Genomic DNA, 24,425 nt, shown 5'->3' with positions numbered 1-24,425 from the left:
GAAAATGCCGACAATTCCGGCGGACAACAAATCGGCCATGCGGGGGGGTTCGATGGAGCGCCTCGGGGCGGTCCTACGCCAGGCGCAGCCGACGATCGGCCGACGCCGGGGTATCCCGACCCCGAGGCGCCGAGCAGCAATGGCTCTCAGCCACCTTCCACCACTACATCAACTGCACCTGAGACGCCAAGTGGAACTGGAACCCCCGATCGCGCACAGGCGCCGCCCGCCGCACAGGTGGCGCCCGCCGCGTCGGCGCCGCAGCCCGACGGTGCTGGGCCGTCCGGAGTCGCCGCACCGACTGGCGGGATGCCCTTCGTGTCCGGCGTGCCGGAGCCCGATGTCGATGATGGGTCCCACGCCGGTGGAGTCGAAAGATCGGTCGATCCACCGCTGACAAGCGGTGCCACGGACACTGCGGTCGACTCGAACGGTGGTGCGGGCACAGGGGAGGGAATGCTCGCGCCGGTGATGGCGGCCCCGAGCCAGGGACCCGTTCTTTCCAGTGGTGGCGGTGCCTCCGTTCGACCGCCCGCTCCACTCCCGGCGGGCCCGTTCGCGGCGGCGCTTCACACGGCCGAGAATCGGCGTGCGCTCCCGTCCTTCGTGGTGGGTGAGCGGACCGAAGACGACTTGGCGCTCGCTCGCACCCTGCTCGCGGGAGTGTTGGCCGCGGTAAGAGATTCGGCTCCGAACCTCGAGTGGGGAGTGGGCGTGGGGCGGACTTCGGCTGGGCCGTTGGTTCTGCTGACTTCCACCGAGGGTCGTGGCTGGCTGCCTCCGGGACTATTCCTCCCCGCGGAGGTCGTCATCCCGTGGAGGTGGGCCAACATTCTCGGTACCGCGGGCCGGGAGACCGTAGCTGCCTTGGAAGGTACCGCCGACCCGGCCCGAATGCTCGCCGAATTCTTCTTGTCGGTGAGCCGGCGCAGGGCCGGCCGCATCAGTGCCCTGGTGTCGTCTGCGGCCATATCGGACAACCTGCGCATGGCCCTGGGCGACGATGTCGCCATCGAGGATCGGGTGTCCGCCGCCGAATCCGCCGTCGACCTCACCTCGCCGGGTGTCGGACTGGTCGACCGGCTCGCGCTGGCTGGGTCGGACGAGTCGCTGTGGCAGGCCTCCGCGGTACCGGAGGTGGAAATCCGAGCCAAGTGCATCGAATTGGCGCGTGCGGCGGATGCCCGGGTGCGCACCGCGATCTCCGGGATCGGCGCGGAGAGTTCCTTCCACCGTGCCCCGATCCTCGATGCGCTGCAGGCGGGTCTGCCCATCCCCGCGAACTGGTGGGACGAGATTCGAGTCGGTGATGCCATGACGGCGGCCGCACTGGCAGCACGGCGGATCGATTTGTCTCACATGCCCGTCGGCGGCGTTTCCCCGAACGTAACCGGTACCGAAATTCAGCGCGGCATGGTATTCGAACGCCGTGCTGACGAACTGCTGCTGTTGCTCGCCGCGGGCGAGCCCGATCGACAGACTTTGCGGGATGCGCTCTACGCGTACGGTGAGATAGCCGAACACCCTTTGCTGCCGGCGGCAGCGCGTGTCGTGGCGACCGAGACGCCCCGCAGGAGTACGGCAGTTTCCGATGCCGTATTCGCCCCCGGGGTCGAGGTGGGCTCCAGCGGAGTCGATGCCGTCGGCCATGGCGGAACTCCCCCCTCCGTTGCCGGAATGTCGGGTGGTCCGGCGGGGTTCGAGAGCTCCGGTGAGCAGAGGAGAGCCTTATGAGCAAGGTAGACGACGTAGTCGGTCAAATCAAAAAGGACTATGAAGCAGGGGGTTGGGATTCCGTTGGTTTTCAGGATGACCAGGCCAAGAATTCGTTGGACAAGCTGGCCGGCCTTAACTCGACCGAGTTCAAGGAAGCGTTCGACCGGCTTCGAGACGTCAAGTCTTCCGAAAGTTATGAATACACGCTGTTCGAACAACTCCTCAAGGATGCCGGTGACCTCAAGGACAAACCCGAATACAAGGATCTCGTCAAAGCGCTGGAGAGCGGAAACCCGGACGACTACCTGAAAGTCAAGAAGACCAAAGAGGACGATGCCGCGAAAGTCGAATACGAAGAATACGGCTTCGAAAAGTTCAAAAATGAGAAGAAGCATGCGCAGTATGTCGACCTGTATCAGCCGAAAGGGGCTAGTGAGGCGCTGAAACTTCTGATCAAGGACACCGAGTTCACCATGCAGTGGGATTTCGATACCCTCGGTCTCGGTAATCCGAAGGCTGCGCCCGACTTTACGCAGGTGCTCGACGGTGAGCAGGTCACCTCCGCGGACGGCTGGTCGGGCGTGAGGACCGCGCACAAGGATCTGAAGGAACAGCTGGAAAAGCGGCAGAACACGTACACTGACGATCATAAAGACGTCACGAGTACCACGTACGACTCCAAGATCACGGGTTCCGATACATTCAAGGCGCTCGTGCGGATCATGAACGACCTGAACGACGACCTGAAGTATGAGCCTTCGGGTCTCACGCGCACCGGCAACCAGCTTACGGAGGGATCCGGAGGTCCGCCTACTTCCGACATGCAGATTCCCGTATACGAGAAGAATACGGATCAGAACGGCGACGGTCACGACAAATGGTTCCTGACTGCGGAAGCGGAGCAGAGGTACTACGTCCGGGCCATCGATGACGCCGTCGAGGAATGGGACAAGGTCTACGGGGACGCGACGAAGAAGTATCAGCAGCAGGCGGAGGATGTCGACAACAAGAACGCCCGGGATCACAATAATAATAACGCGAACAACAACAACGCGAACAGCAATAATAACAACGCCAACAATTCCGTCGGCAACAACAGCCCCTATGTGCCGCCACCGGCAACGAATACGTCGACCCAGCAAACCGGCACGTCGAACGAAGACTGGGGTTCCACCTACGACGATCTGCTCGGTGGCTCGACCGATACCACGGGTACGGGCACCCAGCCGATCTCCGACACCGGAACTGTGGATACATCCACCACGAGTGGTTACCCTGCAACCGGCGGTTCATCGTCGCCATACGGTGGAACCGGGACGGGGACCGGAAGTGGCACCGGAACCACTTCGGGTCAGCCCATCAGCACTGCCGCAGCACCTGCCAGCAGCGACAACAGTATGGCCGACACTATGCGGCAAATAGCGATGACCAGCGCCCTGAGCGGGATTATGAACCCGCAGAATCGCCAACCCGATGACGCCCAGGCTTACGAGCAGCGGGATCGAGATCGGCAGGATGAGTGGGACCGGCGGCGCGAACGCGAGCGGAATCGCAACGCCCAGACGGCTACCGCAAATCAACCAGTACAGCAGGGGGCCCCCGGTGTGACAGCCCCAACGTACGCTGGCACCCCGCCGCCGGTTACGGCGCTCGGCGCCACGCCGACGGTCCAGATCGGTGATACGAAGGTGCAGGCATCACCGCCGGTGGCGGAGGCTTTGCAGAAGCAGACGCAAAACACCGCTCTCGATGCGGTATCCGCATATAAAGGGACAGCGGGCGAGATCACGGCGGAACATCCCCCCTCGGTGGTCAATGGTCCTGCTGAGCTGAAGACGGGCGATATCCTTCAGTGGGAGAGACACAGTGCGCTGATCGTCAGGAACGAGAACGGGCTTTTTATCGTCGACGATGGCCGGCTCGTTCCCTTGGAGCCCAATAACCCCCCGCTGGTAGAGAAGTACGGGAATTTCGCGGGCTTCATCCACCCGACGGGTCTGGATGTCGGTTCCAATACCGCCGATCCGGGAGCTACGGCACCGCCTCAGCCGAAGGTGAGCTCGGCGCCACCCGCCGGCCCACCGCCTGTCGGACCGCCACCGCAGGTCTGAGTGGCCGGAGCAGAAGCCGGTGGCACCCCGGCCAGAGGGTGGCGGTCGACGGTGTCTTCGTCAGCCACTGCGCGATGTATGAAGGTGCAGGCCGGGCGGCGGACTACGCTCGCGCCTTTTCGCCCCGCACCGAGGCGGCGACCTGATTCGGCATCGGTTCGTGGCGCGCGTATCCGCGGGTGAAGTCGCCGGTGCCGTGGGAGATCGAGCGCAGGTCGATGGCGTAGCGGCTGAGTTCGAGCTCGGGAACTTCGGCGTGGATGCGCGTGCGTCCGGCGCCGTGCGGCTCGGTGCCGAGGACGCGGCCGCGGCGGCTGGACAGGTCGCTCAGTACCGGTCCCACGTATTCGTCGGAGACCAGCACCCACACTTCGGCGAGCGGCTCTAGCACTCTGATTCCCGCGGCCGCCGCCGCCTCTCGGAGGGCGAGGGCGCCCGCGGTCTGGAAGGCGGCGTCGGATGAGTCGACCGAATGGGCCTTGCCGTCGAACAGGGTGACGCGCACGTCCACGAGCGGATATCCGGCGGTCAACCCTCGGGTGGCTTGCGCGCGGACGCCCTTCTCCACCGACGGAATGAACTGGCGGGGAACGACTCCGCCGACCACTTTGTCCACGAACTCGATCCCGGACCCCTCGGGCAGCGGTTCGACTTCGATCTCGCACACGGCGTACTGCCCGTGTCCGCCGGACTGCTTCACATGCCTGCCGCGCCCGATCGCCTTGCCCGCGAACGTCTCCCGCAACGCCACCTGGTGGTCGGTCACGTCGACCTGCACGCCGAACCGGGTCCGCAAACGTTCCAGCGCGACGTCGCGATGCGCTTCGCCGAGGCACCACAGCACCAGCTGATGGGTCTGCGCGTTGTGCTCGAGCCGCAGTGCCGGATCCTCGGCGGCGAGGCGGGCGAGGCTCTGCGAGAGTTTGTCCTCGTCGGTTTTGCTGTGCGCGCGGATGGCGACGGGCAGCAGGGGGTCGGGCATCGGCCAGGGCTCGATCCGCAACGGGCTGTCGGTGGACGACAGGGTGTCGCCGGTTTCGGCGTGACCGAGTTTGGTGACGTAGGCGATGTCGCCCGCGATCGCCTGGCGCAGCGGGCGCTGCTGTTTGCCGAACGGTGCCGAGATCGCGCCCACCCGCTCGTCCAGCTCGTGGCTCTCGTGGCCGCGATCCTCCAGGCCGTGTCCGCTGACGTGCACCGTGTCATCGGCATGCAAGGTGCCGGAGAAGACACGGACCATGCAGACCCGCCCGACGTACGGGTCGGACGCGGTGCGGATGACCTCCGCGGCCAGCTCCCCGCCCGGGTCGCAGCGCAGCGGGTGCGGCTCGGCGCCGTTGCTGGCGATGATGGGGTGTTCGGCAGGCGTCGGAAAGCCGCCGGTGATCAGGTCGAGAAGCTCGACCGTGCCGAGGCCCTGCTTGGCCCCTTCGGGCGCGGGCGCGGCGAACAGCACCGGATGGAAACTGCCCCGCGCGACCGCACGCTCCAGGTCGGCGACCAGCGTCGCCAAGCTGATCTCCTCGCCTTCGAGGTAGCGCTCCATCAGGCTCTCGTCTTCGCTCTCGGCGATGATGCCCTCGATGAGGCGATTGCGCGCCTCCTCCAGCGCCGACGCCTGATCGGGCGAGGGGGCGCCCTGGACCTCCTCTCCGGAGGAGTAGTCGCCCACGCAGTGCGGCAGCAGCTCCACCATGCCGGTGACCGGCCGGTGCCCGTCCGGATTCTTCGGACCGTACACGGGCAGGTGCAGCGGCAGGATGCTCTCCGACGAGCCTCCGCCGAGCACGGTGCGGCAGGCCTCGGTCATCACGTCGTACTCGTCGCGCGCCGTGTCCAGATGGGTGATCACGATCGCGCGCGGCATCCCGACCGCCGCGCACTCTTCCCACAAGGCCCTGGTCGCTCCCGCGATCCCGTCCGCGCCCTCGGCCGCCGAGATGACGAACAGCGCCGCGTCGGCCGCGCGCAGCCCCGCCCGCAGCTCGCCGACGAAGTCGGCGTATCCGGGCGTGTCGACCAGATTGATCTTCATTCCGTCCCACGCCACCGGCACCACCGACAGCTGCACCGATCGGTGCTGGCGATGCTCGATCTCGTCGTAGTCCGACAGCGAGGTGCCGTCCTCGACCCGTCCGGCGCGATTGACCGCCCGCGCGGTGAGCGCCATGGCGTCGACCAGCGTGGTCTTTCCCGACCCGCTGTGCCCGACCAGGACCACGTTGCGAATCTGCTCGGGCCGGTCCGCCGTCATCACGCCGCCGTCGCCCGCGGCAGCTCCGTTGGTCTTGTCCACCATGTGTCTCGCTCCTTCGCCGACACCTGCCGTACATCCACCTTCCCACCGGGCGTCGCGTTCCGTCGACGAATCGGCAGATCAGGGCGCGGCGCCCGTCATTCGCAGGCGGGTGAGGGCGGCCCGGTCCCGGCGATGTTCTCGCACGCCCGGTACCGGTCGATACGCCAGGAGCCGTCGCGCGAGATGAACGGCACGATCGTCGGACGGCGGCCGCTCGGTCCGGTGAGAACGACGGTCGCAAGGAGGTAACCGCCTGCGCCGGTCACTTTGCCGACCGTCGTGGTGATCGAGGTGAAGGCCTGAGCGACCCGGGTGATCAACTCCGGTCCTTGTCGTCGTCCGCGACCCGCAGCGGTTTCCGCACCGCGGGAACCGCCGGGTCGAGCGTCTGTCGTAGTCGATTGTCGAGATCGGTGACAGCGGGCACCGGTGGATCGGGCTGGGCGTTCGCCGGGGCGTCGGGCACCGTGCCCGGATACAGCTGACGGGTGAGGCCGAACCAGATGATCGAGGCGGTCACCCCAGCAGGGGTGGAGAGGTGAACTCGTTGACCGCGACGGTGGCGCTGGAGTCCTGCTCCGGGAGACAGCCCATGAATCGTCCCCTCATCGAGCCCCCCTATTCGATAGTGCTTTTGTCAGTGTGCCAGGACGCCGAACGGTCGTGTTCTCGTCAGAGACGTCCCTCGCGCATCTCGCGCCGACGTGCGAGGAACGCTCCCTTCCGGAACATCTGCCGCTCAGGACAACCGGCGGATATCCCCTCGGACGCGGTAGAAGCCGCCGCGCGCCGACTCCGCTATGCCCTCGACCACGTAACGAGCCCCGGCCAGACGAATATCCTTGGGGAACTGAACATTCCACCCCTGGTGATATCCCGGCGAGACGACTCGCACGCGCAGCGAACTGCCCTGGCTCACGCACTCCACGATGATTCCGCTGCCCGCTTCGGAGGTGATCTCGACGGTGTCGCTGGGCACCACCGCCGAGATCTCGGGAGCCTTCACCGACACCGTTTCGGGCAGCACACCCTGCTCGGCGTCGCGGATGGCGGCTTCGCCGACATCGAGACAGGCCAGCGTGCCGGTCGTGGTGACCAAGTACAGCTTCTCGTCGTGGTACTGCATGGAATACGCCGAGCCGCAGCCGGTGGCCAGCTTCCACACGCGGTTCCCGGCGGCGTCGAAGCAGTACACCGAGGAGTAGTTGTCGCCGGCGAAGACATACCGGCCGTCGGGCGAGGTGGCGCAGGAGAAGACCGCTGCGTCGCACTGATAGACGCGCTCAGCCCGGCCGCTCTTGGCCACCATGCGGACCTGGTTACGGGCGGTGCCCGCGTAGACGGCGTCGGATTCCTGCCAGCCGAACAGGACGCCGCCGCCGGTGCCCATTTGCCACAGGGTGCTTCCGCTGTCCAGGTCGTACTTGGTGACGCCGGCGGAATGCCCGTGGTAGACGCCGTTCGCGTCGATGCGCACCATCCAGCCCGAATCGCCGGTGCTGCGCCGCGTCCACAGCGACTCCTCCTCATAGTCGATCACGGTGATCCCGCCTTGGCGGTCGGAGACGCCGAGGATGCCGTCGTGGATGTCGAGCCAGTAGATGTCGACATCGGCCGCGATGTCGTAAGCCGCCCGCGGCACCTTGCCCGACAGGTCGTAGACGCGCCCGTCGTCGCAGCCGGCGTAGATCCAGAAGTCGTCGGCCACAATGCACTTGACCGAATCCGGCAGGCGGTACCGGCCGGTGACCGCACCGTCGGGAGTCAGGGTGAACACGTCGCCGCTCTCGTTGCCGACCCAGCAGCGGCGCTCGTCGACGAAGATGCCGAAGGCGGCGGCGCCGGAGTCGAAACTCCACAGCACGGGCGCCGCCTTCGCGGTGGAGCGGCCGCTGCTGATCGCGCGCCTGGTCACCGGACGCCTGGCCCGCCCACCCAGCACGGCGGGCGCGTAGCCCTTGCGTACCTTCTCGCCGATCTTCTTCGGCGCGGCCGCCTGCGCCTTCTCCTCGGAGGCGAACGAACTCACCTTCGTCTGCCCTTGTTCCCCGATGCGACCGAAACGGACGCTCACTTGCGTACCCGCGACGATCACCTCGTAGAACTTGTGCGCGGTACCACTGTCCTCGGACAGTTCGAGATAGGTGGTTCCCCCGATAGTCATAGCGCCTCGCCTGTTTTCGTCAGATCAGAACGAAACGAAAGTTAGCAAGAGGCACCGACATTCGACGGCGCATCCGAGATCGCCGGTGGTCGGCTCTGGCACAATCGTGCCGGGCTCATGAGGAGGGGGTACGCCATGGTGTTGACCGCGCGGTTCCAGCCGGGATCGACCAGCCGTCCGTTCGTCGACCGCGCGCCGGTGCTGACGCGGTTCGACGAACTGCTCGCCGAGGCCGCCGGGCATCCCCGGGTCATGCTGCTCGGCGGCGTCGGCGGGATCGGCAAGTCCCGGCTCGTTACCGAACTGCGGGCGCGGGTCGGCAAGAAACACCCGGCGGCGGTGCTCGACCTGCAGGTTCCGAGTCATCGCCAGGCCGCGGACGGACTCGCCGTGCTACGCATGCAGTTCGGCGCGCAGAAGATCAAGTTCCACCGCTTCGACATCGCCCGCGCGGTGTTGTGGCAGCGCATGCACCCGCATCTGCGCCTGACCTCGGACTCGCTCGCACTCGCCGAGCACAGCGAGATCCTGACCGAGATCCTAAACGACGCCACCGGCATCCCGGTCTTCGGCACCGCGACCCGGTTGCTCGAGCTCGGCGCTCGCAAGGTGATCCGCACCCATCGGATCCGCCACGATCCGGTCCTCGGGGAACTCGACCGGTTGAGTCTCGCCGGCCTGGAAGAAGCCGTCTCCTACCTGTTCGCGGAGGATCTGAAGAGTGGGACGGAGGGGAAACCGTATGTGGTCTTCCTGGACGCCTACGAAGCGCTGATGGGCGGCGCCGATCGTGAAGGCCGCGCGGCGGCGTCCGATGCCTGGTTACGCGATGTGGTCGCGCAGCTGGACACCGGGTTGGTGGTGATCGCCAGCCGCGAGCCGCTGGGCTGGGAGCGGCACGACTCGGAGTGGTCGGCCCGCATCCGGGCCGTGCCCGTCGACGACCTGCCGATGGACGCTCGCTTCGAATTGCTCGACTCCTCCGGCATCGAGGATCCCGACGAGCGCGCGGCGATCGCCGCTTCGAGCGCGGGTGTCCCGTTCTATCTGCATCTGGCCATCGATGCCCGTACCCGCGCGGGGTGGGTGACGCCCGCCGAATTGGTCTCTCCGGAAACGATTCTCGAGCGTTTCCTTCAGCACGTGCGCCCCGAGGAGGTTCGCATGCTGGAACTGCTGGGCCTGCCGCGCACCTTCGATCAGGAGATCTTCACCGCGGTCGCCCGGCAGTTCGAGCTACCGCACCATATCGCCGCGTGGAAGTCCCTGGTCGCGTACTCGTTCGTGTACGCGGCGGACGAGAACGACGAGGGTGAGCGCTTCCAGCTGCACCAATTGATGGTGGACGCGTTGCAGTGGCGTTTGGATCCGGACGTCCGGCGCACTCTGCACGGGGTGCTGCACGACCTGTGGTTCGCACGCGCCGAACGGTCGCTCGGCCGGGTCGCGGCCTTGCGGGAGGCGGGATATCACGGTGTCCGGTCGGGGCAGCTGTCCGCGGTGACGTTGCTGGGATACGTCGACCGGATCGAGGCGGCGGGTGGCAGCCAGGGCATCGGCGGAGTGATCAGCGATCTGGACCGCTATCTGAGCGATCCGCATGAGAACCTGACAGGTATGGCGGAACTGTCGGAACTCACGCGATGCCTGGAAGCGGAAGCGGCGGTGCTGCTCGGCGACGCCAAACAAGCCGATCGGCTCACCCGGGACGTCGCTTTGGACCGGACCGGCCCGATCGCGGAGCGGTTGGCGGTCGCCGCGGCGAACGCACGCCGCATACTCGGCGACACCGACGACGCGTTGGCCATCTATCACGACGTGTGGTCGCGCGGATCGGGGCGGGCCCGGCTCGTCGCGGGGCAGTGGGCGGCCGATTTGCACATGTGCCAGGGCCGATTCGGTCAGGCCCTGAGCATGTGCGAGGAGCTCGTCGCGATGGCGGAGGACGACCACGAGTTCCTCGGCGACATCGCCCGGTTGCGTCATCTCGCCTACCGATTGGCGTTCGACACCGAACGCGCCGCCCGGTATCTGACGGAGGCCGACACCCACTATCGAGCCGCGGGCAGCGTTGTCGGACAGGCGAATGTCGCGACGAACCTAGCGGAACTCCTGGCGCTCACGGACCCGGCCCGGGCGATCGAGGCCGCCGGGACGGCGATCGTGCGGCAGCGTGAGCTCGGCGCGTTGCACGAACTCGGAAAGGCCTATACCGCACTGGGTCTGGCGCGATTGTCGCTCGGCGAGCTGGATGCCGCCGAGCACGCGCTCGCCGAAGCGTGCGAGATTCTCGAGCAGGCCGGGTACCGCTCCGGTCGGGCCAGGGCCGAACTGTTCCGCGCGGGCGTCTTCGCGCGCCGCGGGAAGCGCGACGACGCGGTCCGCAGTGCGCGCTGGGCCATCGCGGAATTCGAAGGGGCGAACGTCTATCCGGGGCTGGTCCTCGTCGCGCGAGCGGTCCTGGCGCTGTACGGCTGGACCGAACCCGACATCTCCGAAGCCGCGGCGGCCGCACGGTCGCGCATTCAGCCGCCGACGCCCGGATCGGGTGTGGACCGCGACGCCGCACGCGTGATCGCCCGGGCGATCGGTGTCGACGCCGAGGCGATGTACATCGACGCGCTGTCCCGGTCGCAGTCGGCCGCGGGGTACTACAACCACAACGTCCGCGTCGACGGCGTCGCCGGTGCGGTGAACGTGCGGATTCCGGTAGACGGCGCCGATGTGATGGACCTGCGGCAATGGCCCGAACCCGCGGTGCTGATCGCGATCGAGCCCTTCGTCGCCGCGGCGCCGAGACTGCGCTGGGAATCGGTTCACCCCGCCTATCAGATCCACGACTACATCGACGGCGACCTGCTGGATCGCATCGCGCCGCGCGGGGTCCGAGTTCCGGCTCATGTACCGGCTGATGTGGCGGCGCTGTTCGGGGAACTTCGGCGCATCCCACGAGATCTACTGCCGCCGGTCGAGCCGGACTGGGGTGACGAACCCGCTGGGTTCGCCCGCCGATTGTCCGCCGTCACCGCCCGCGTGCACCGTGACAGCACTGCGGATTTCGGCGAGCTGTACCGCCGCTTGGGCGTGCCCGATCAGCCGCTCGAACACATCCTCGCGGCGTGGGACACGCTCGAGGCCAGGCCTTTCCGCATGTTGCATGCTGACGTGCACCGGAAGAACATGATCGTGCGCAACGATCGGGTCGTATTCCTGGATTGGGAATTCGCGCTGTACGGCGACCCGGTCTACGACGTGGCCACGCATCTGCACAAGATGGGCTACCTGCCGGAAGAGCAGGAGGCGTTCCTCGCCGCGTGGGTCGCCGCCGAGCCCGAGGCCGCGATCGGGCAATGGCGTCGCGACCTGCGGACCTACCTCGCACACGAGCGGGTCAAATCGGTCGTCGTCGATGCGGTTCGCTACCGCAAAGCTATCGAGCAGGGCGGGGCCGACGCGGCGGCGGAGGCGGCGTTGGTGGCCAGCATGTGCGGAAAGCTACGGCTGGCACGAGAGGTGTGGGGACAGACCGAGCCGGTCGACGACGCGGCGGTGGAAGCGGCGTTGCGCGGGCGTGATTGACGCGGCGATCCGCGTACGCCCGTGCTCACCGGGTAGGGGCCCCGATCGAAATGCCGGTGATGAACTCCGCGAGGATCGTGTGATCCGGATACCGCCGTCCGTAGACGGCGACGATAGCGCCGACGCGGATGTCCGTCGCCTGTTTGGCGACCAGGACGTTCACCTTGGTGTTGGCGTCGGCGCGGACCTTGACGCTACTGCTGGTGAACGCGTTTCTGACCACCATCGTCGTGCCGTCATTGGCGACGACCTTTCCGAAGGTGACACCGATGCCCGTCCCGACCGGAGGGGGAGCCGCTACCGACGTTGTCTTCTGCACGGTGGACGTCGGTGCCGGGGCGCTGGGTGCGCTGGTGCGCAGGGCCGTGGACGACGCCGACGTCCCCGTCGGGTGGTTCACCAGTAGACACCCCGACACCAGCAGGAGCACCACACCGACGCAGAGTCCGACGAAAGCGGCCGCGCCCGAGTGATGCAGCCGGTGCGGCTCGTCGTCCTGACGTGGTGGTGGCAGCGGAGGCATCGCCATCACTATGGTCTGCGAATCGGATTCGCTCTTCGGTGCGAGTGCGCCCGGATGTACTCGCGGCGGCGGTGCTTGGTTGTGCGCGTTCGACGATGCGCCGGGCCCACTCGCGGCGGCGGTGATCGATCTGGTTATCGATCTGGAAAGTGTTGCTGCCGAGAATGATTCGGGATCCCCGCCGACTCGTGCCAGCCGGCCCACCTCCGCCGGCTTCCGTCGGTGCGTACTCCAGCGAGGCATAGGGCAAGGTTATGTTCACCCGGCGCTGTGTTTGTTGTCACTGGCGGGAGTAGCGGTGTGACCTGCATCGATGGGCTGTCGTCGGGCCGATGGGCCGTTCGCGTGGCGACTACGGGTCGCAATCGGCACCGCGGGGAAGACCGAAATCGTCTGTGGGGCAGCGTACGTCGCTCATCGACCGCAGCACCCCGCCAGCTTTCGCCAGGCGCGAGTGCCCCGCAAGCTCCGGTCCCAGCTGGACTCGCACCGGTGGGTCGTCTTCGGCTTGCTGCGCCCCAGTGATCGCGGCGGTGGTGGCGAACATTCTCGGCCGAGTCGTCGAAGCGCCTGCCGCTGTGGGGCCCTTCCCGCATCCTGGACAAACTTGCTCCGAGCAATGGCGTCGTTGCGGCGTCCGATCTTGAAATCTTCAGGCCACCACGCAATCGGCGGTGAGTGCTTGATTCAGAGAGGAATGGAACCGGAACGGCTTCCCGGGAGTCTAAGTAGGTGAGCGGTACCGCAACGGGGAGGTGCCGTTTCGGGAACTCTGCCGCTCTATGTCTTGGCAGGATCGCTTTTGGGAGGAAGCACCGTGTCTACCACGACTTCGATCATCATCCGTCGCGTCCTGACGGCGACGAGTGTCCGTTCGGTGGCTGCCTTCGCCGCCGTCATGGCGGCTGTGGGCGTCGCCGCCGCGCCTGCCCAGGCGCAGGCCCCGGACTTCAAGGGGGGAGGATGCGCGGGCTGGTTCCACCCAGTTCGGAAGGTCGACAACATCCTGGAATGGGGGGGTCGAGAACCACTGCACCGGCACTGGCTGGCATCCCCACCATCTGACTGCCACGTTGCAAAACGAGCACACCGGGATCTTTCTCTCCGATGTGACCGAGCGGGAATCGGCCAGCCATCAGCTGGGTTCGCCGGACATCAGCCTGCACTTCAACATCGATCAGTGCGAACATGCCACGAGCAGCACCTACCGCATGAAGGTGAGAGTGACCGCTGGAAGCCATAAGGCCGAGGTCCTCGACACCCACGAGTACACCGTGCCCTGCGACTTCTGACGATCAACCGCCGGTGCCGGCCGTCCCGGTCTGCTTCCTCGGCTCAGCTCGAGGAAGACTGGGACGGCCGGCTCCGCCTCACCCTGACAGGAGAACTCTCGATGCGTACCCGGCCCGACCCCGACACGGACTCGTTCACCGGTCCCGAGGTCCTCGTGCGCGTGAGCTCACCAGCGTTCGTCTGCAACGGGGAAAACGGTATCCGGGGGTGGCTGTCCCCGATCCTGTCCACCCCGATCGGACTGCAGTTCGACTACACCGCGATCGCCGTCTCGGACGACGCGCCCTCGTTGCTGAACCATCGACCCACTGCTGTCCTCCATGTCGACGGGCGAGGTCCCATCGAAATCGGAGGCGCTACTAGCTCCAGCGCTGGCTACTCCTACACCGTGTTCCACGCTCCAGACCCGCACTTGGCTGACAGCAGCGGACGACGGGTCCTGGATATCCATCTCGCCGATCCCCTCGCAGGGGCCACACATGAAGTCACGGTCACCGTCGCAGGTTGATTCGGCGAGCAATGATCAGGACCTGTGGATGACGGGAGGGACGCACCTTCCCGGATGATCTATCAGTCCGAAGTCTTGATCATGCCGGCGCGCCAACGCCGGTCGGGATGGTACGTCCGTGCTTACGGTAGTCAGTCGTAAGCCGATCTGCTGCGGGGCTGCCGGCGGCGCGGCATGACCGCGCCGGTGCCGGCGGTCGGGGACGGCGCGCTCGGATTCTGGAGAGCGCTACGCGATGTGTCCCCGGAAACGCGAGAACAGCGTTGCTGGTTTCACGAATCGTCGAACGTTTCGACGGTTCCTCCAGAACAGGCACCGACCCGCTCCACCTAACGTGACCAACCTCCGCACTGCAAGGAGGGCGCCCATTCTGAAGTGCTGATGCTCATTGTTGTCCGCGGCCGGGCAATGGTGCGACGTCACTGGGTGCAACGTTCACGAATTTTCCCAGCAGTCGTTTGAATTGCGCGCGCTCAGCGGCATCGAATCCCTCGAGCAGGTCGTCGGCGGCGGCCTCGGCGATCGTTTCCGCATGTTTGAACGCCTTGGTGCCGGACTCGGTCAGTGTGACGGCGACCGCTCGCCGGTCGGCAGGGTCGTCGCAGCGTTTGACGAATCCTCTGGACTCGAGATCATCGATCATTCGGACCATAGCGGACTTGTCCGCGCCGAGATGTTCTACCAGCCGTGTCTGATTCATCGGGCCGAGGCGCTGCAGGGTCATCAGCACTCCGAAATGCCTGCCCTGTATGTCCAGTGCCGTGAGCGCCGAGTTGAACGCGTCAGCCGCATGCCGGTGCGCTCGCTGCAGGAGGGGGCCGATGGCGTAGTCCGGTGTCGCGTCACGGATAGGCATGGCGGGAGGCTACCTCTCTGGTCGATCACTCGACCAGATGTATCTCACTTGATACTATCTCGATTGAGATAATATCCTGTCATGAAGTCGGAGGATACCGATGTCCGATCACACCACCACCGAACGCGCCGCGGTCCGCTCGGATCCACCGAGACGCACCGAGGTACCCCACGTCGGGCGGGTGCTGCTGGTTGTCGTCGGCATCGCCACCATCGTTGTCCCCGTCCTGCTCGACGGAGTGATCCTGGCAAGCAGACATATGAACAATCCCGCTTGGCTGCCGCACGCCAAGCTGCATACCGCGATGGGTTTCTTCGCCGCCATCGGCCTGGGCGTAGGTGCGCTGATATGCCTGCTCGGCCGCCCGGTGACCGATCGCTTCAGCATGGCAACCGGCGCCTACCTCGCCGGCGCCTTCTGGATCGCGGTGCTCGCCGCGGGTTGCTGGCCCGGCACCTCGGCTTTCTTCGTCGATGATCCCGTCTACAGCCATCCCCTCTATCGCCCCGAATTCCTAGGAATGCCTGACAACGTCGCCACCGCGGTTCTCATGATTGTGCTGGTCGTCATCGGGCTAGCGCTGGTCCTGAGGCGTCAGAAGACATCCACCGACTGAGCGCGCTGCCACAAGGTCGACGCGTCCGAACTGGGCGCGCTCGCCCGCGCCGGTGCCCTGTGCCACAAGGGCGAACTGCTCGAACTCCCCGCGAGACCACACCCGGATCGTCAACCTGCTCGGCCGACGCCACCGGAACGGGGGCCGCCTGACACATACCGATACACAGGTTTTGACAATTCCTCTGATTCGGCGGCCGTTGTGGAGCGGCGGTTACACCAGTACTGGCAACAGCGCGCGGGGCGGTCAACCTGCCCTGTCGAGCCGCACTTCAGGAGGCAAATGCCCGCGTCACCGGATTGAACAACAGTTCGGCGGGGGCTTGGTCGACGGGCAGCGGTTGCAGCAGCTCTTTGTGTCTTGTGCGCGGGCTGCAGAATGAAGCGATCCGCTGCCCTCGCTCGGTGGCTCGGTCCCGATCGACTTGTGCGGGACCTCTCGGCCTCTGGTTGTCTCCCAGCTCAGCCGGGTTCGACCGATCCGGCCGTCGCTGAGCGGGTACACCACACGTAGGCCATCGAACAGGCCATATCATGTCGTCGGTGCCATCGAAAACCAAGGTTTGCCCAGAGAATCGGGCTGGTGAACTCCGGTGCGTCTGCAGCGCTGGATCGTTGGCTCACTTCTCTGGCCCGCCTGGTCCCGGTTGCGTGTGTGGAGGGTGGCGTCAGGTGTAGCTGGGATCGTTTTCCTCGCGGAAGGCCGCGATCGTTGCGTGTACGACCCGGTCGAGCTGGGATCGCACTTCCGTGGTGTCGGCGGGGACGGCCTTGATGGTGGTTCCGCTGCGGACGAGGTAGCGGCCGTCGGGGTAGTCCATCACGTGGAAGCCGCGGGCGGGCGCCGGGCGGTTGTCCCAGGCCGGGCCCGCGTAGACCGCGACGTGGGCGATGGTGGTGCGGGGGCGTTCGAAGAACTGCTCGGCTCGGGCGCGGGGCGGAAGCGGCGCGCCCACGCGGTATGGTTCGTCGTCCTCCTCGGCGTCGAGTTCCTGCCGAGAGATCTCGATGCCGGGGCCGCTGCCGCGTGCGGCGCCGGGTAGGTGGTCGATGACTCGGCGGCTCACGCTTTCCGCGTCGATCAGTGACATGTGCACGGCCCCACCACGATCCGGCGATGCGGTGGGCTCCTGTACCAGCAGCACGGCGTGCCGATAGTGCACGGCCGCGTGGACGCGCAGTTTGTCCTTCCCGCTGAAACCCGCCATCTCAACACGTGCCTCGGGTTCGGCCAGCACACGCAGTGCGCTGTACAGGGACTCGTCGAGGCGACGGTGCAGTCCGGCGGCTTCGGATTTCCACTCCGACTCGTAATCGGCGACGGTCTCCGCCGTGGATCTGTACTGCAAGGGGTATGGCAGCACGTCGCGCTCGACGGCCCGCCACAGCACCGTGAAGCCGAGCGCGGTGAACGACCAGTCCCGTCGGCTCATGCAACCGGCTCCTTCGTCATGGACCCCGCGCGTGGTGGCGTGGCGTCGAGACCGGTCCGGCTCATTCGCCGATCACCGGTGGTACCGACTTCACACTGTTCTCCGCGCCGAGACCGGTGAGTTCCTCACCGTTGCGCTGGTTCACCAGGTAGTCCTTCGTCTGGTGTTCCTTGTCGTCGTCGCCCTTGCCGCGAGCGCCCGGCGCCATCATGCCCGGCATGCCGCTCGTTCCCGGCCGACCGGTGCCGGGCCGCGCGGAAGCGGCGGCGGGGACGCCGCCCGGGACACCGTTGATGCTGCGACCCGGTGCGGGAGTGCCGAGGCCGGGAGCGTTCGGGTTGAGCGTGCCCGGGCTGTGAGTGCCGGGAGATCCGGGACTCGGTGTTCCGGGGCGGGTCAGTGATGGATCGGTTCCGGGATTGGTGTTCGCCGGTTGGGTCGACGGGTTCGTGCTCGCGGGTGTGGTCGCGCTCTGTTCGGGCGTGCTTTCGTGCTGGGCACCAGGATTCGTGCTGGACGGGACCGTGCTCTCCGGCGTGTTCTCGCTACCCGGTTGCTGTGCTGGGTCCACCGTGGTGGCTTTGTCTGCGGTGCCGATGTCGGTGCTGGACGACGGCTGCCAGCCGCTGTTCGGGGCGGACGGCTGATCGCTCGAATTGTGCACCGGGTTGTACGGCTTGGGTACCAGTGGAACGCCGGTGTCGGCTTCCCGGACGGCAGGGTAGAAGACGTTCTTGACGACGTTCACGGACGCGTTGTGCGCGGCGTCCTCGCGATGCTGGTTCAGCTTCCAGGTCGGGCCCGGCACCCAACTCGCGACGTCGCTGGTCCATGTATGGGCGGGTGCTTCTTGCACGGCGGGCCGGGTGACCTCGATACCCGATCGGATGATCTTCACCTTCTCGGCGACGATCTGCACCGAGCTGATCAGTCCGCTGGACTTGTCCACATACTCCTTGATCCCGTCCGCCGCGGCCTTCGCCGCCGCCCCCTCCCATTTGCCTTCCATGGCCTTGCCGATCTCCGGGGCGAAACCTTGCAAACCCTGCTCGAGCCGGTTGCGAATGGACTCCCACCGCTGGTGCAGCGCGACGACATCGGTGATCGACATCGCCTGCACGCGTTGGTAGAGATCATCGATTCCGTCCGGGGTCTTGTACGCGCTCTCCGGAACTTTCGGCGATTGGGTCTGCAAATCATTACCGGCGCGCATGATTTCGGTGATGCGGTTCCGGGCAATGGCCGCGTCGGGGCTCTCGTCGCGCGAACCGCTGTCCGGTGGGCCCGATTTCGACTGCTCGTACAGCGCGGCGCCAATCGCTACCAAGAACGGCAGGCCCATGATCATCCCCCGGTCAGTTCAGCAGATTGCTCGTGTCTTGCGCGTTGGAGTCGTCCTGTGCGCCGATGCGGTCCACGGAAATTTGGATCGTATCACGCATCAGGGTCAGTACTTCGATGTGCTCTTTGAGGGCGGAGTCCACATCGCCGTCGCCGCCGATTGCCTTGGCTCCCAGCATGTTCGCTAGATCGTCAGAGCAGTCGAACTTGCCGAGGCCCGTGACCACCTCGACATCCTTCAGGTTCGTCCGGAGAGAGTTGTAGAGCTGGATCTGACGATCGCAGGCATCCCAGCATGCTTTCGCAACCGAGCGGTCCAGGTAGAGGCGGCCAGCCTTCGCTTCGTCAGCGAGGTATCGCCAGCGCGATACCTCCTCTTCCATAGCCATAGATGATCTCCTTGGTCAGCGCGGAAATATCGGGACTAGAGTCTCAGCGGCTTTCATCGCCCTGGTGCATGGCGCGATCACATTTTTCGATGAGGCATGGTTGTAAATTGTGATACTCAGTGCGCCATGGCTTGCAGGAAAGACCAGGTCGCAGTCTTCGTCGAACTTGTCTTTCGCTCGACGGTACTGAACGCCGTTTCGGTCGCCGACGGAGACATCGGTGAAGTCGATATTTCCTTCCTTCCTCCTGAAGTCGTCCACGGAATGAATTGTCGACCAGATGCCGAGTGTGAAGTCGGCATTGCTCCAGTTACAGTGCTTCCATCCGGGCTCTTCGACGCCACCCACCCCGGACTCTCTCGTCGACGGGCCTACGCCGACTTTCTGAAGTACCTGATCCGACACTTGCGTGCACGGATCCCACAGGGCGGCCGTGGCCGCCGAGGTATCGGTCGTGCTGGGCGTGGCAGTCCCGTTCGTGCCCGAATCGCACCCCGAAGCGACCAGCGCCACCCCAGCGAGCGCCACAACCGTCGCCGTCGTCCGTCGTCCCACCGAAGCCTCCCGATCCGGGCAGTCAAAGTCGTCCCTGAAGTCTATGACGCATATACAGGGTCTTCGGTTCCACCGGATTCGGTTCGTTCGGATCAGGAGTTCCGGGTCGTTGCGTCATCTGATCGACGGGCGCGCAGTCGGGTTGGCGTTGCTAGGGGTGGTCTCGAGGCTGTTCAGGCGTTCGGAACCCGTAGTGATGGTGTGCAGTTCGGTCCGCGCAGATGATGATCGACTGGACGACGGTGCTGATGTGTGGGCGGAACGCGTCGCGTGGTGCGACGACCCACCGGCGGTATCCCGTTCGTTCGTCGGCGGGGGAGGGTAGCGGTATCTCGCCGCCGTCGGGGACGATCGTCGCGGAGGCGCGCAGCAGTGCGACGAAGAGGTCGGTGTCGTTGGCGAGCTGGTGGGTGTCGTCGGGGCGGACGAGGATCGTCCAGCGTCCGGAGCCGTGTGCGATGACGGGACCGAGCAAGTATTGTCTGGCCAGGTCGGTGTGGACCATTCTGCCGAGCCGTTCGGGCACGGTGACCGCGCCTACGTCTGCCGCGCGCAGGGTGATTCGCCGAGTTTCCTCGTGTACGTAGCACGGTAGGCCATAGACGTGCCGGTAGCGCTGGCAGCGGATGAGTGTGGGATCGGAGGCGGACTCTGTATTCATGGCCGCCCCGTCAGCACGAATCAAGGTGGAGTCGGCCTTGCTCGAGTTGGGCAGATCGCATCGTTGCAGTCTCCGTTCGCATTTCGAGGATGATGGGGTGGCGGCGCGGAGCGATCAGTCCCACAGCTGTGCGCAGGGGAGGTGCGGGAGATCGTCGTCCAGGTTGTCGTCGACAGTCACCGTGATTTCCGGGAACCGTTGCGCCAGTGCGCGTGCGACGCTTCCCGCCTGTTCGGCGCTCGCCTGGTAGTCCAGGCGCAGCGGACCGGTTTCGATTCGGATGTGGCGGCGCCGGTTCGGCGGTCCGGGAGCAGCTGCCTTCACTGCGGCCTGCTCGGGTCCGGCACCATCCGTCCGCTGTCGACCAGCACCTGTCGCGCCGCCGCTTTGCGTGCGCAGTATTTCGCGCGGCAGGCCACATGGATCTGCATCACCTCATGGGCCTGGCGGATGCTGAGCGGCCGCATCGGCGCTTGGTGAGCGGCCGCGTCACACAAGGCGATGAGTTGGTACATGGCGAGGGAATGCGTGGACACGGGAAACCTCTCTGTCTCGCGGATCGACCGGTGCCCGGTACCGGGGGCTTTCGCCACCGGCCCGCCACTCTGGCGGCCGGTGCGCCGCTGAGGGCGCGGCGCCGCCCCGGCACCGGGCACCCGCGACCGAACGTAGGTCGCGCGAACACCGAGGTGGGAGCACGGATCGCGGTTTCCGTTCCGGCTATGCGAAGAGCCGTATATCCTGCCGGGGCAATCGCTTTCGGGGTAAAAGCTGTGGGGAAATTCGACCAACGATCGGGGGACGCTCGGCCATGTACATGACCACGGGCGAAGTGATTCGGCGCATCAGGAAATCCGTCGGCATGACGCAGACGGAATTGGGCGCGCTCATCAACTTCTCGCAGCCCGCCGTCTCTGGTCTGGAGCGCGGCGGCCCGGCCTCGCACGACGTTCGCGTCCTGCGGCTCGTAGCCCGTGCACTGGACGTTCCGCTTGCCATACTGGTAGTGGAGTCGGACCGGGAGGCAGATGTGGACCGTCGCAACTTCTTCAAAGCAGGGGCAACAGTAAGCGCGGGGGCCGCCATGATGTCGGTTTCCGCCCCCGCGAACGCCGCGTCGGCGTCCGCCGGAAAAGTCGGCGCGAGCGACGTGGAAGCCCTCATAGACAGCGTGAACGAGATCCACGAACTGGATCTGGTGGTCGGCGGCGACCGATTGTGCCGGGTGGCGGCCAATCAAGTCCGCTATGTCGAGCAGCTTCTCGACCAGGGGAGTTACACCGAGGCGGTCGGTCGGGCGCTCACCAGGGCCGCGGCCGAGATGATGACTGCCGCCGGGTGGGTGCACTACGACGCCGGGCGTCTCGACGATGCTCGGCGGTATTACGCGGACGCGGCGAACGCCGCCAATGCGGCAGGTGACGGGATCGCTGCGGCGCATGCACTGGGGAATGCCAGCTGTCTGATGATCAGCCTTCCCGGAGATATGCGAAAGAACCCTTTGGCGGTGCAATACGCGCAGGCCGCCTCACAGGCATCCCTTCGTCAAGGCGGGCCGAAACTGCGTGCGCTGATGGCGGTTCGGGAAGCCGAAGCCCACGGTGCGCGTGGAGACAAGACCGCGATGACGACGGCGATCAGCAGGGCCTTCCGTGCGTATGAATCTACTCGGGGGCATGATCCGGAGTGGGTGTTCCTGCCCGAGGCCGAACTGAACTTCATCACCGGCAAAGCCCAAATGTGGGTCGGAGAGCACGCGGCAGCAACGACACACATGCAAGCTGCCATCGACGGCTCATCGGCTTGGCCGAGGGAGCGGGCGGCGTGGCAGCTCAACCTCGCGCGCAACTTGGTCAGCTCCGGTGACGTCGCACGAGCATGCTCACTGCTCGCCGATAACTACGACACCATCGCCGGACTCGCGTCCACCCGCCTGCACCAGCGAATCGATGCCATCGCGAATACGGTTCGCGGTCATGCCCGGGTCCCGGAAGTTCGAGACTTCTTGGCCCGGCGCGCGGCACAAGTCTGATACCTCGTATCCGTTCGTCGGCATCGCCCAGTTCGTGGGAAGCGCGAACCAGGACTCGCCGCCCCGAGATCTAGCTCGGAGGTGGGTCCTGGCGCGCCGCGCCGTCCCAGGTGCCGCGTCCGGAATTCGAGGCGGTAACCCACGGTCCGGGGTGGCGGCCGCAAGCTGGCCCATATCCCGCTGCGCGGCAAGCGGCTGGTCCGGATTCAGCGGGCGGCGGTGATGGTGTCGGCACAAGCGTCAGCCGGTCGGATTCATCGCCAAGCTGACGTGAGTATTCGGAAGAGTATGTACGGTAGGCGGCCCGCCACTTCAACGGCACGGGTTCGAGGCTCTGGACACCTCTCCCGACCTGCCCTCTGCGGTCAGCTCGTCGGCGCGGCGTAGCTTCGCCCAGGACCTTCTTCGCGGAATGTCGTGACAGATCCAAGGACTCGGCGGCAAGTTGAAATAACCAAGTCTCACAATGCCCCGGATGAGCCTTGAGGCGCTACCTTCTGTCTGCTCGCAGTGCAGCGAGCAGATCGGAGTCAAATCATGCGCATCACGTCGATCACACGCCGCCTAGGCATGGCCGCAATCACCCTGGTCACGACGGCTACGGCTGCACTCGGCATCGCCACGCCACAGGCGGCTGCGGCGCCGGCGCGAGATCCTATCCTTTTCGTCCACGGCTGGCACGGATCGGCGGCGGACTGGGATTACATGTGGAGCAGATTCCTGGACGCGGGATACTCCGCAGAAGAGATGGCACGATTCAGCTACGACACCACCCAGTCGAACAAGGACATCGCACTACAGGTGAAAGCGCAGGCCGATGCGCTGCGCGCGAAAACCGGTGCCGCCAAGGTCGACATCATCTCCCACTCGATGGGCGGCCTCAACAGTCGCTGGTACCTGAAGAAGCTGGACGGCCTGAATGTCGTCGACGACTGGGTCTCCATCGCCGGCCCCAATCACGGCACCGACGTCGCCAACGGATGCTTCGACGCCTCCTGCGTGGAGATGCTGCCCGGCTCAGCCTTCCTCGCCGAACTCAACAGCACCGACGAAACCCCCGGCCGGGTGAACTACGGCACCTGGTGGTCGCCGTGCGATGAGATCATCAACCCCGATCAGAGCACGATTCTCAGCGGTGCCACCAACACCCAGACGGCGTGCCTCGGCCATATCGCGCTGCTGTCCTCGTCGACGGTTTTCGAGGGCGTGCGCGACTTCGTGAAGTAGCCGGCTGAGCCCAGCCAGGCAAAGCTGTCCGTGAGCATCGACGGCCTCCGCGTCGAAGAAGTCCAGCCCGAGTCGTGGGGACAGGGCTGAAACAGCGGTGCCGCGGTGGTGCAGTCGCACCCGGAATCGGCAGCGCCTCCGCGTCGAGGAGACGAGGAGGCGCTTGCCGGATCCGAGTTCGAGGCTCAGTAGGCCCCGTTGACGTTGTCCATCGAGCCGTAGCGGTGCGCCGCGTAGTTGCAGGCGGCGGTGATGTTGGCGACCGGGTCCCAGATGTCGAAGGCGGTGCCGTCGACGTGGTAGGCGTTGAAGGTCGGGTCGATCACCTGGAGCAGGCCCTTGGAGGGGGTGCCTTTGGCGGCGTTGGAGTCCGACAGGTTGATGGCCTTGGGGTTGCCGCCGGATTCGCGCATGATGTTGCGGTGGATGCCCTCGTAGCTCCCCGGGATGCCGTGCAGGCGCATGACGTCGAGGGACTGGCGGATCCAGCCGTCGAGGTTGTTCTCGTAGACCTGCGGCGGCGCGGGCAGGAGACCCTCTGGCGCGGGAGCAGGCGCGGGCAGCCCTGGCACCGTGGGCAGCTCGGGTAGCGCGGGCAGTCCCGGCAGAGCCGGGAGATCGAACGGCGCGGCGACCGGCGTAACGGGCGCCGGAGCGCTGTCGTCGGCCCCCGCCACACCGGCGGAGAAGCCGACGGCGATCACGCCGACGGTGGCGGCGAGGGCAGCGCCCTTACGAAGGGACGGGCGGCGGAGAAAAGAAAGGCGTGCGTCAGACATCGAGAAATCAGTTCCTTGTTCGTGCGGCGATCCGGCCGGGAAAACCCAGCGCGGATCCACGGCGGGCACCAGGTAAGGTGTTCGCCATCTCGGCTCGTGTGCGGTTTTCGGATTTCGTTGTGAAGGCCAGGGTTCGAATTCCTGGCGGCGCGACGCGGTGCACAACTCGGGGCGATGCCCGTCGGTGCCGCTGTCGTACCCGAAGAGAAACAAGCCGTGTGCTGTGGAGCTGTTTCCCAGGTCCCGCTCAGACCTGATCTCAGCTTGATCACGACTGGTTAACACAGGGCAAACAGTCAGTTAATGATTCGGATCAGCGATCTTGTAAGCGCCTGACGGCTACA

General features: G+C 65.9%; 22 protein-coding genes and 1 pseudogene. 9 read left to right on the top strand and 14 right to left on the bottom strand.

Translation table 11 applies throughout. The annotated features are described in order from the left end of the window. Positions 1 to 609 precede the first annotated feature (609 nt). Positions 610 to 1,734, top strand: coding sequence for a hypothetical protein (locus ACWEO7_RS24315; protein WP_452426371.1), 1,125 nt, complete (start codon positions 610 to 612; stop codon positions 1,732 to 1,734). After that, positions 1,731 to 3,827: a hypothetical protein gene (locus ACWEO7_RS24310; RefSeq protein ID WP_452426351.1), complete on the top strand. Its 2,097-nt coding sequence runs from the start codon at positions 1,731 to 1,733 to the stop codon at positions 3,825 to 3,827. Before ACWEO7_RS24315 ends, ACWEO7_RS24310 begins: the two co-directional genes overlap by 4 nt. Before the next feature lie 103 nt (positions 3,828 to 3,930). Here the strand turns inward: ACWEO7_RS24310 and ACWEO7_RS24305 are convergent, their stop codons facing one another. From ACWEO7_RS24305 to ACWEO7_RS24290, 4 genes are all read right to left on the bottom strand, one after another. Then, positions 3,931 to 6,126: an elongation factor G-like protein EF-G2 gene (locus ACWEO7_RS24305; protein ID WP_452426349.1), complete on the bottom strand. Its 2,196-nt coding sequence runs from the start codon at positions 6,124 to 6,126 to the stop codon at positions 3,931 to 3,933. A gap of 95 nt (positions 6,127 to 6,221) precedes the next feature. Beyond that, positions 6,222 to 6,446, bottom strand: coding sequence for a hypothetical protein (locus ACWEO7_RS24300; RefSeq protein WP_452426347.1), 225 nt, complete (start codon positions 6,444 to 6,446; stop codon positions 6,222 to 6,224). Further along, the gene (locus tag ACWEO7_RS24295) at positions 6,443 to 6,646 is read right to left on the bottom strand and encodes a hypothetical protein (RefSeq protein WP_452426345.1); all 204 of its coding nucleotides are present in this window, start codon (positions 6,644 to 6,646) and stop codon (positions 6,443 to 6,445) included. Before ACWEO7_RS24295 ends, ACWEO7_RS24300 begins: the two co-directional genes overlap by 4 nt. A 219-nt stretch (positions 6,647 to 6,865) precedes the next feature. Then, complete coding sequence (locus ACWEO7_RS24290) at positions 6,866 to 8,290, bottom strand: WGR domain-containing protein (protein WP_452426343.1); 1,425 nt, start codon at positions 8,288 to 8,290, stop codon at positions 6,866 to 6,868. Positions 8,291 to 8,425: 135 nt separating this feature from the next. Here ACWEO7_RS24290 and ACWEO7_RS24285 point away from each other — a divergent pair, with 135 nt between their 5' ends. Beyond that, a complete protein-coding gene (locus ACWEO7_RS24285; RefSeq protein WP_452426341.1) occupies positions 8,426 to 11,869 on the top strand; it encodes a phosphotransferase in 3,444 nt (1,147 codons plus the stop codon). A 25-nt stretch (positions 11,870 to 11,894) separates the two neighbouring features. Here the strand turns inward: ACWEO7_RS24285 and ACWEO7_RS24280 are convergent, their stop codons facing one another. Continuing rightward, positions 11,895 to 12,392 carry a hypothetical protein gene (locus tag ACWEO7_RS24280; RefSeq protein ID WP_452426339.1) on the bottom strand — a complete coding sequence of 166 codons (498 nt, stop codon included), beginning with the start codon at positions 12,390 to 12,392 and terminating at the stop codon, positions 11,895 to 11,897. Between the two features lie 1,109 nt (positions 12,393 to 13,501). Here ACWEO7_RS24280 and ACWEO7_RS24275 point away from each other — a divergent pair. The 3 genes and pseudogenes from ACWEO7_RS24275 to ACWEO7_RS24265 all read left to right on the top strand — a co-directional run. After that, entirely contained in the window at positions 13,502 to 13,684 is a 183-nt protein-coding gene (locus ACWEO7_RS24275; RefSeq protein ID WP_452426337.1) for a hypothetical protein, read from the top strand. 101 nt (positions 13,685 to 13,785) lie between these two features. Further along, on the top strand, positions 13,786 to 14,193 hold the full coding sequence (locus tag ACWEO7_RS24270) for a hypothetical protein (protein ID WP_452426336.1): 408 nt from the start codon (positions 13,786 to 13,788) through the stop codon (positions 14,191 to 14,193). Between the two features lie 141 nt (positions 14,194 to 14,334). Further along, a pseudogene (locus tag ACWEO7_RS24265) lies at positions 14,335 to 14,508 on the top strand (IS256 family transposase); the annotation flags it as partial. A gap of 70 nt (positions 14,509 to 14,578) precedes the next feature. Here the strand turns inward: ACWEO7_RS24265 and ACWEO7_RS24260 are convergent. Further along, a complete protein-coding gene (locus ACWEO7_RS24260) occupies positions 14,579 to 15,049 on the bottom strand; it encodes a MarR family winged helix-turn-helix transcriptional regulator (RefSeq protein ID WP_452426334.1) in 471 nt (156 codons plus the stop codon). Positions 15,050 to 15,230: 181 nt separating this feature from the next. Between ACWEO7_RS24260 and ACWEO7_RS24255 the strand changes: the two genes are divergently transcribed. Further along, positions 15,231 to 15,665, top strand: coding sequence for a hypothetical protein (locus ACWEO7_RS24255; RefSeq protein WP_452426332.1), 435 nt, complete (start codon positions 15,231 to 15,233; stop codon positions 15,663 to 15,665). A 667-nt stretch (positions 15,666 to 16,332) separates the two neighbouring features. On the opposite strand, the gene ACWEO7_RS24250 is transcribed toward ACWEO7_RS24255, so the two are convergent. The 7 genes from ACWEO7_RS24250 to ACWEO7_RS24220 all read right to left on the bottom strand — a co-directional run bounded on the left by ACWEO7_RS24250 (position 16,333) and on the right by ACWEO7_RS24220 (position 20,579). Then, positions 16,333 to 17,097: an ESX secretion-associated protein EspG gene (locus tag ACWEO7_RS24250; protein ID WP_452426330.1), complete on the bottom strand. Its 765-nt coding sequence runs from the start codon at positions 17,095 to 17,097 to the stop codon at positions 16,333 to 16,335. A 61-nt stretch (positions 17,098 to 17,158) separates the two neighbouring features. Further along, positions 17,159 to 18,439, bottom strand: coding sequence for a hypothetical protein (locus tag ACWEO7_RS24245; protein ID WP_452426328.1), 1,281 nt, complete (start codon positions 18,437 to 18,439; stop codon positions 17,159 to 17,161). Positions 18,440 to 18,452: 13 nt separating this feature from the next. After that, positions 18,453 to 18,827 (bottom strand): hypothetical protein, encoded by a 375-nt coding sequence (locus ACWEO7_RS24240; RefSeq protein WP_452426326.1) that lies wholly within the window; start codon positions 18,825 to 18,827, stop codon positions 18,453 to 18,455. A 15-nt stretch (positions 18,828 to 18,842) separates the two neighbouring features. After that, positions 18,843 to 19,382 (bottom strand): DUF3558 domain-containing protein, encoded by a 540-nt coding sequence (locus tag ACWEO7_RS24235; RefSeq protein ID WP_452426324.1) that lies wholly within the window; start codon positions 19,380 to 19,382, stop codon positions 18,843 to 18,845. 151 nt (positions 19,383 to 19,533) lie between these two features. Beyond that, complete coding sequence (locus ACWEO7_RS24230) at positions 19,534 to 20,043, bottom strand: DNA-directed RNA polymerase subunit beta (RefSeq protein WP_452426322.1); 510 nt, start codon at positions 20,041 to 20,043, stop codon at positions 19,534 to 19,536. Positions 20,044 to 20,157: 114 nt separating this feature from the next. Then, positions 20,158 to 20,367, bottom strand: coding sequence for a hypothetical protein (locus tag ACWEO7_RS24225; protein ID WP_452426320.1), 210 nt, complete (start codon positions 20,365 to 20,367; stop codon positions 20,158 to 20,160). After that, entirely contained in the window at positions 20,364 to 20,579 is a 216-nt protein-coding gene (locus ACWEO7_RS24220) for a hypothetical protein (protein WP_355072875.1), read from the bottom strand. The genes ACWEO7_RS24225 and ACWEO7_RS24220 overlap by 4 nt, the downstream gene beginning before the upstream one ends. A gap of 275 nt (positions 20,580 to 20,854) precedes the next feature. Between ACWEO7_RS24220 and ACWEO7_RS24215 the strand changes: the two genes are divergently transcribed. Together ACWEO7_RS24215 and ACWEO7_RS24210 are read left to right on the top strand one after the other, a co-directional pair. Continuing rightward, a complete protein-coding gene (locus ACWEO7_RS24215; protein ID WP_452426318.1) occupies positions 20,855 to 22,075 on the top strand; it encodes a helix-turn-helix domain-containing protein in 1,221 nt (406 codons plus the stop codon). Positions 22,076 to 22,612: 537 nt separating this feature from the next. Continuing rightward, the gene (locus ACWEO7_RS24210; RefSeq protein WP_379253031.1) at positions 22,613 to 23,302 is read left to right on the top strand and encodes an esterase/lipase family protein; all 690 of its coding nucleotides are present in this window, start codon (positions 22,613 to 22,615) and stop codon (positions 23,300 to 23,302) included. Between the two features lie 185 nt (positions 23,303 to 23,487). Here ACWEO7_RS24210 and ACWEO7_RS24205 read toward each other — a convergent pair whose 3' ends face one another. Beyond that, positions 23,488 to 24,081 (bottom strand): transglycosylase SLT domain-containing protein, encoded by a 594-nt coding sequence (locus ACWEO7_RS24205; protein WP_452426316.1) that lies wholly within the window; start codon positions 24,079 to 24,081, stop codon positions 23,488 to 23,490. Positions 24,082 to 24,425 lie beyond the last annotated feature (344 nt).

Source organism: Nocardia sp. NPDC004260 (assembly GCF_053603155.1).
The sequence above is the reverse complement of the archived record's forward strand: the minus strand, read 5'-3'. Positions and strand labels throughout refer to the sequence as shown.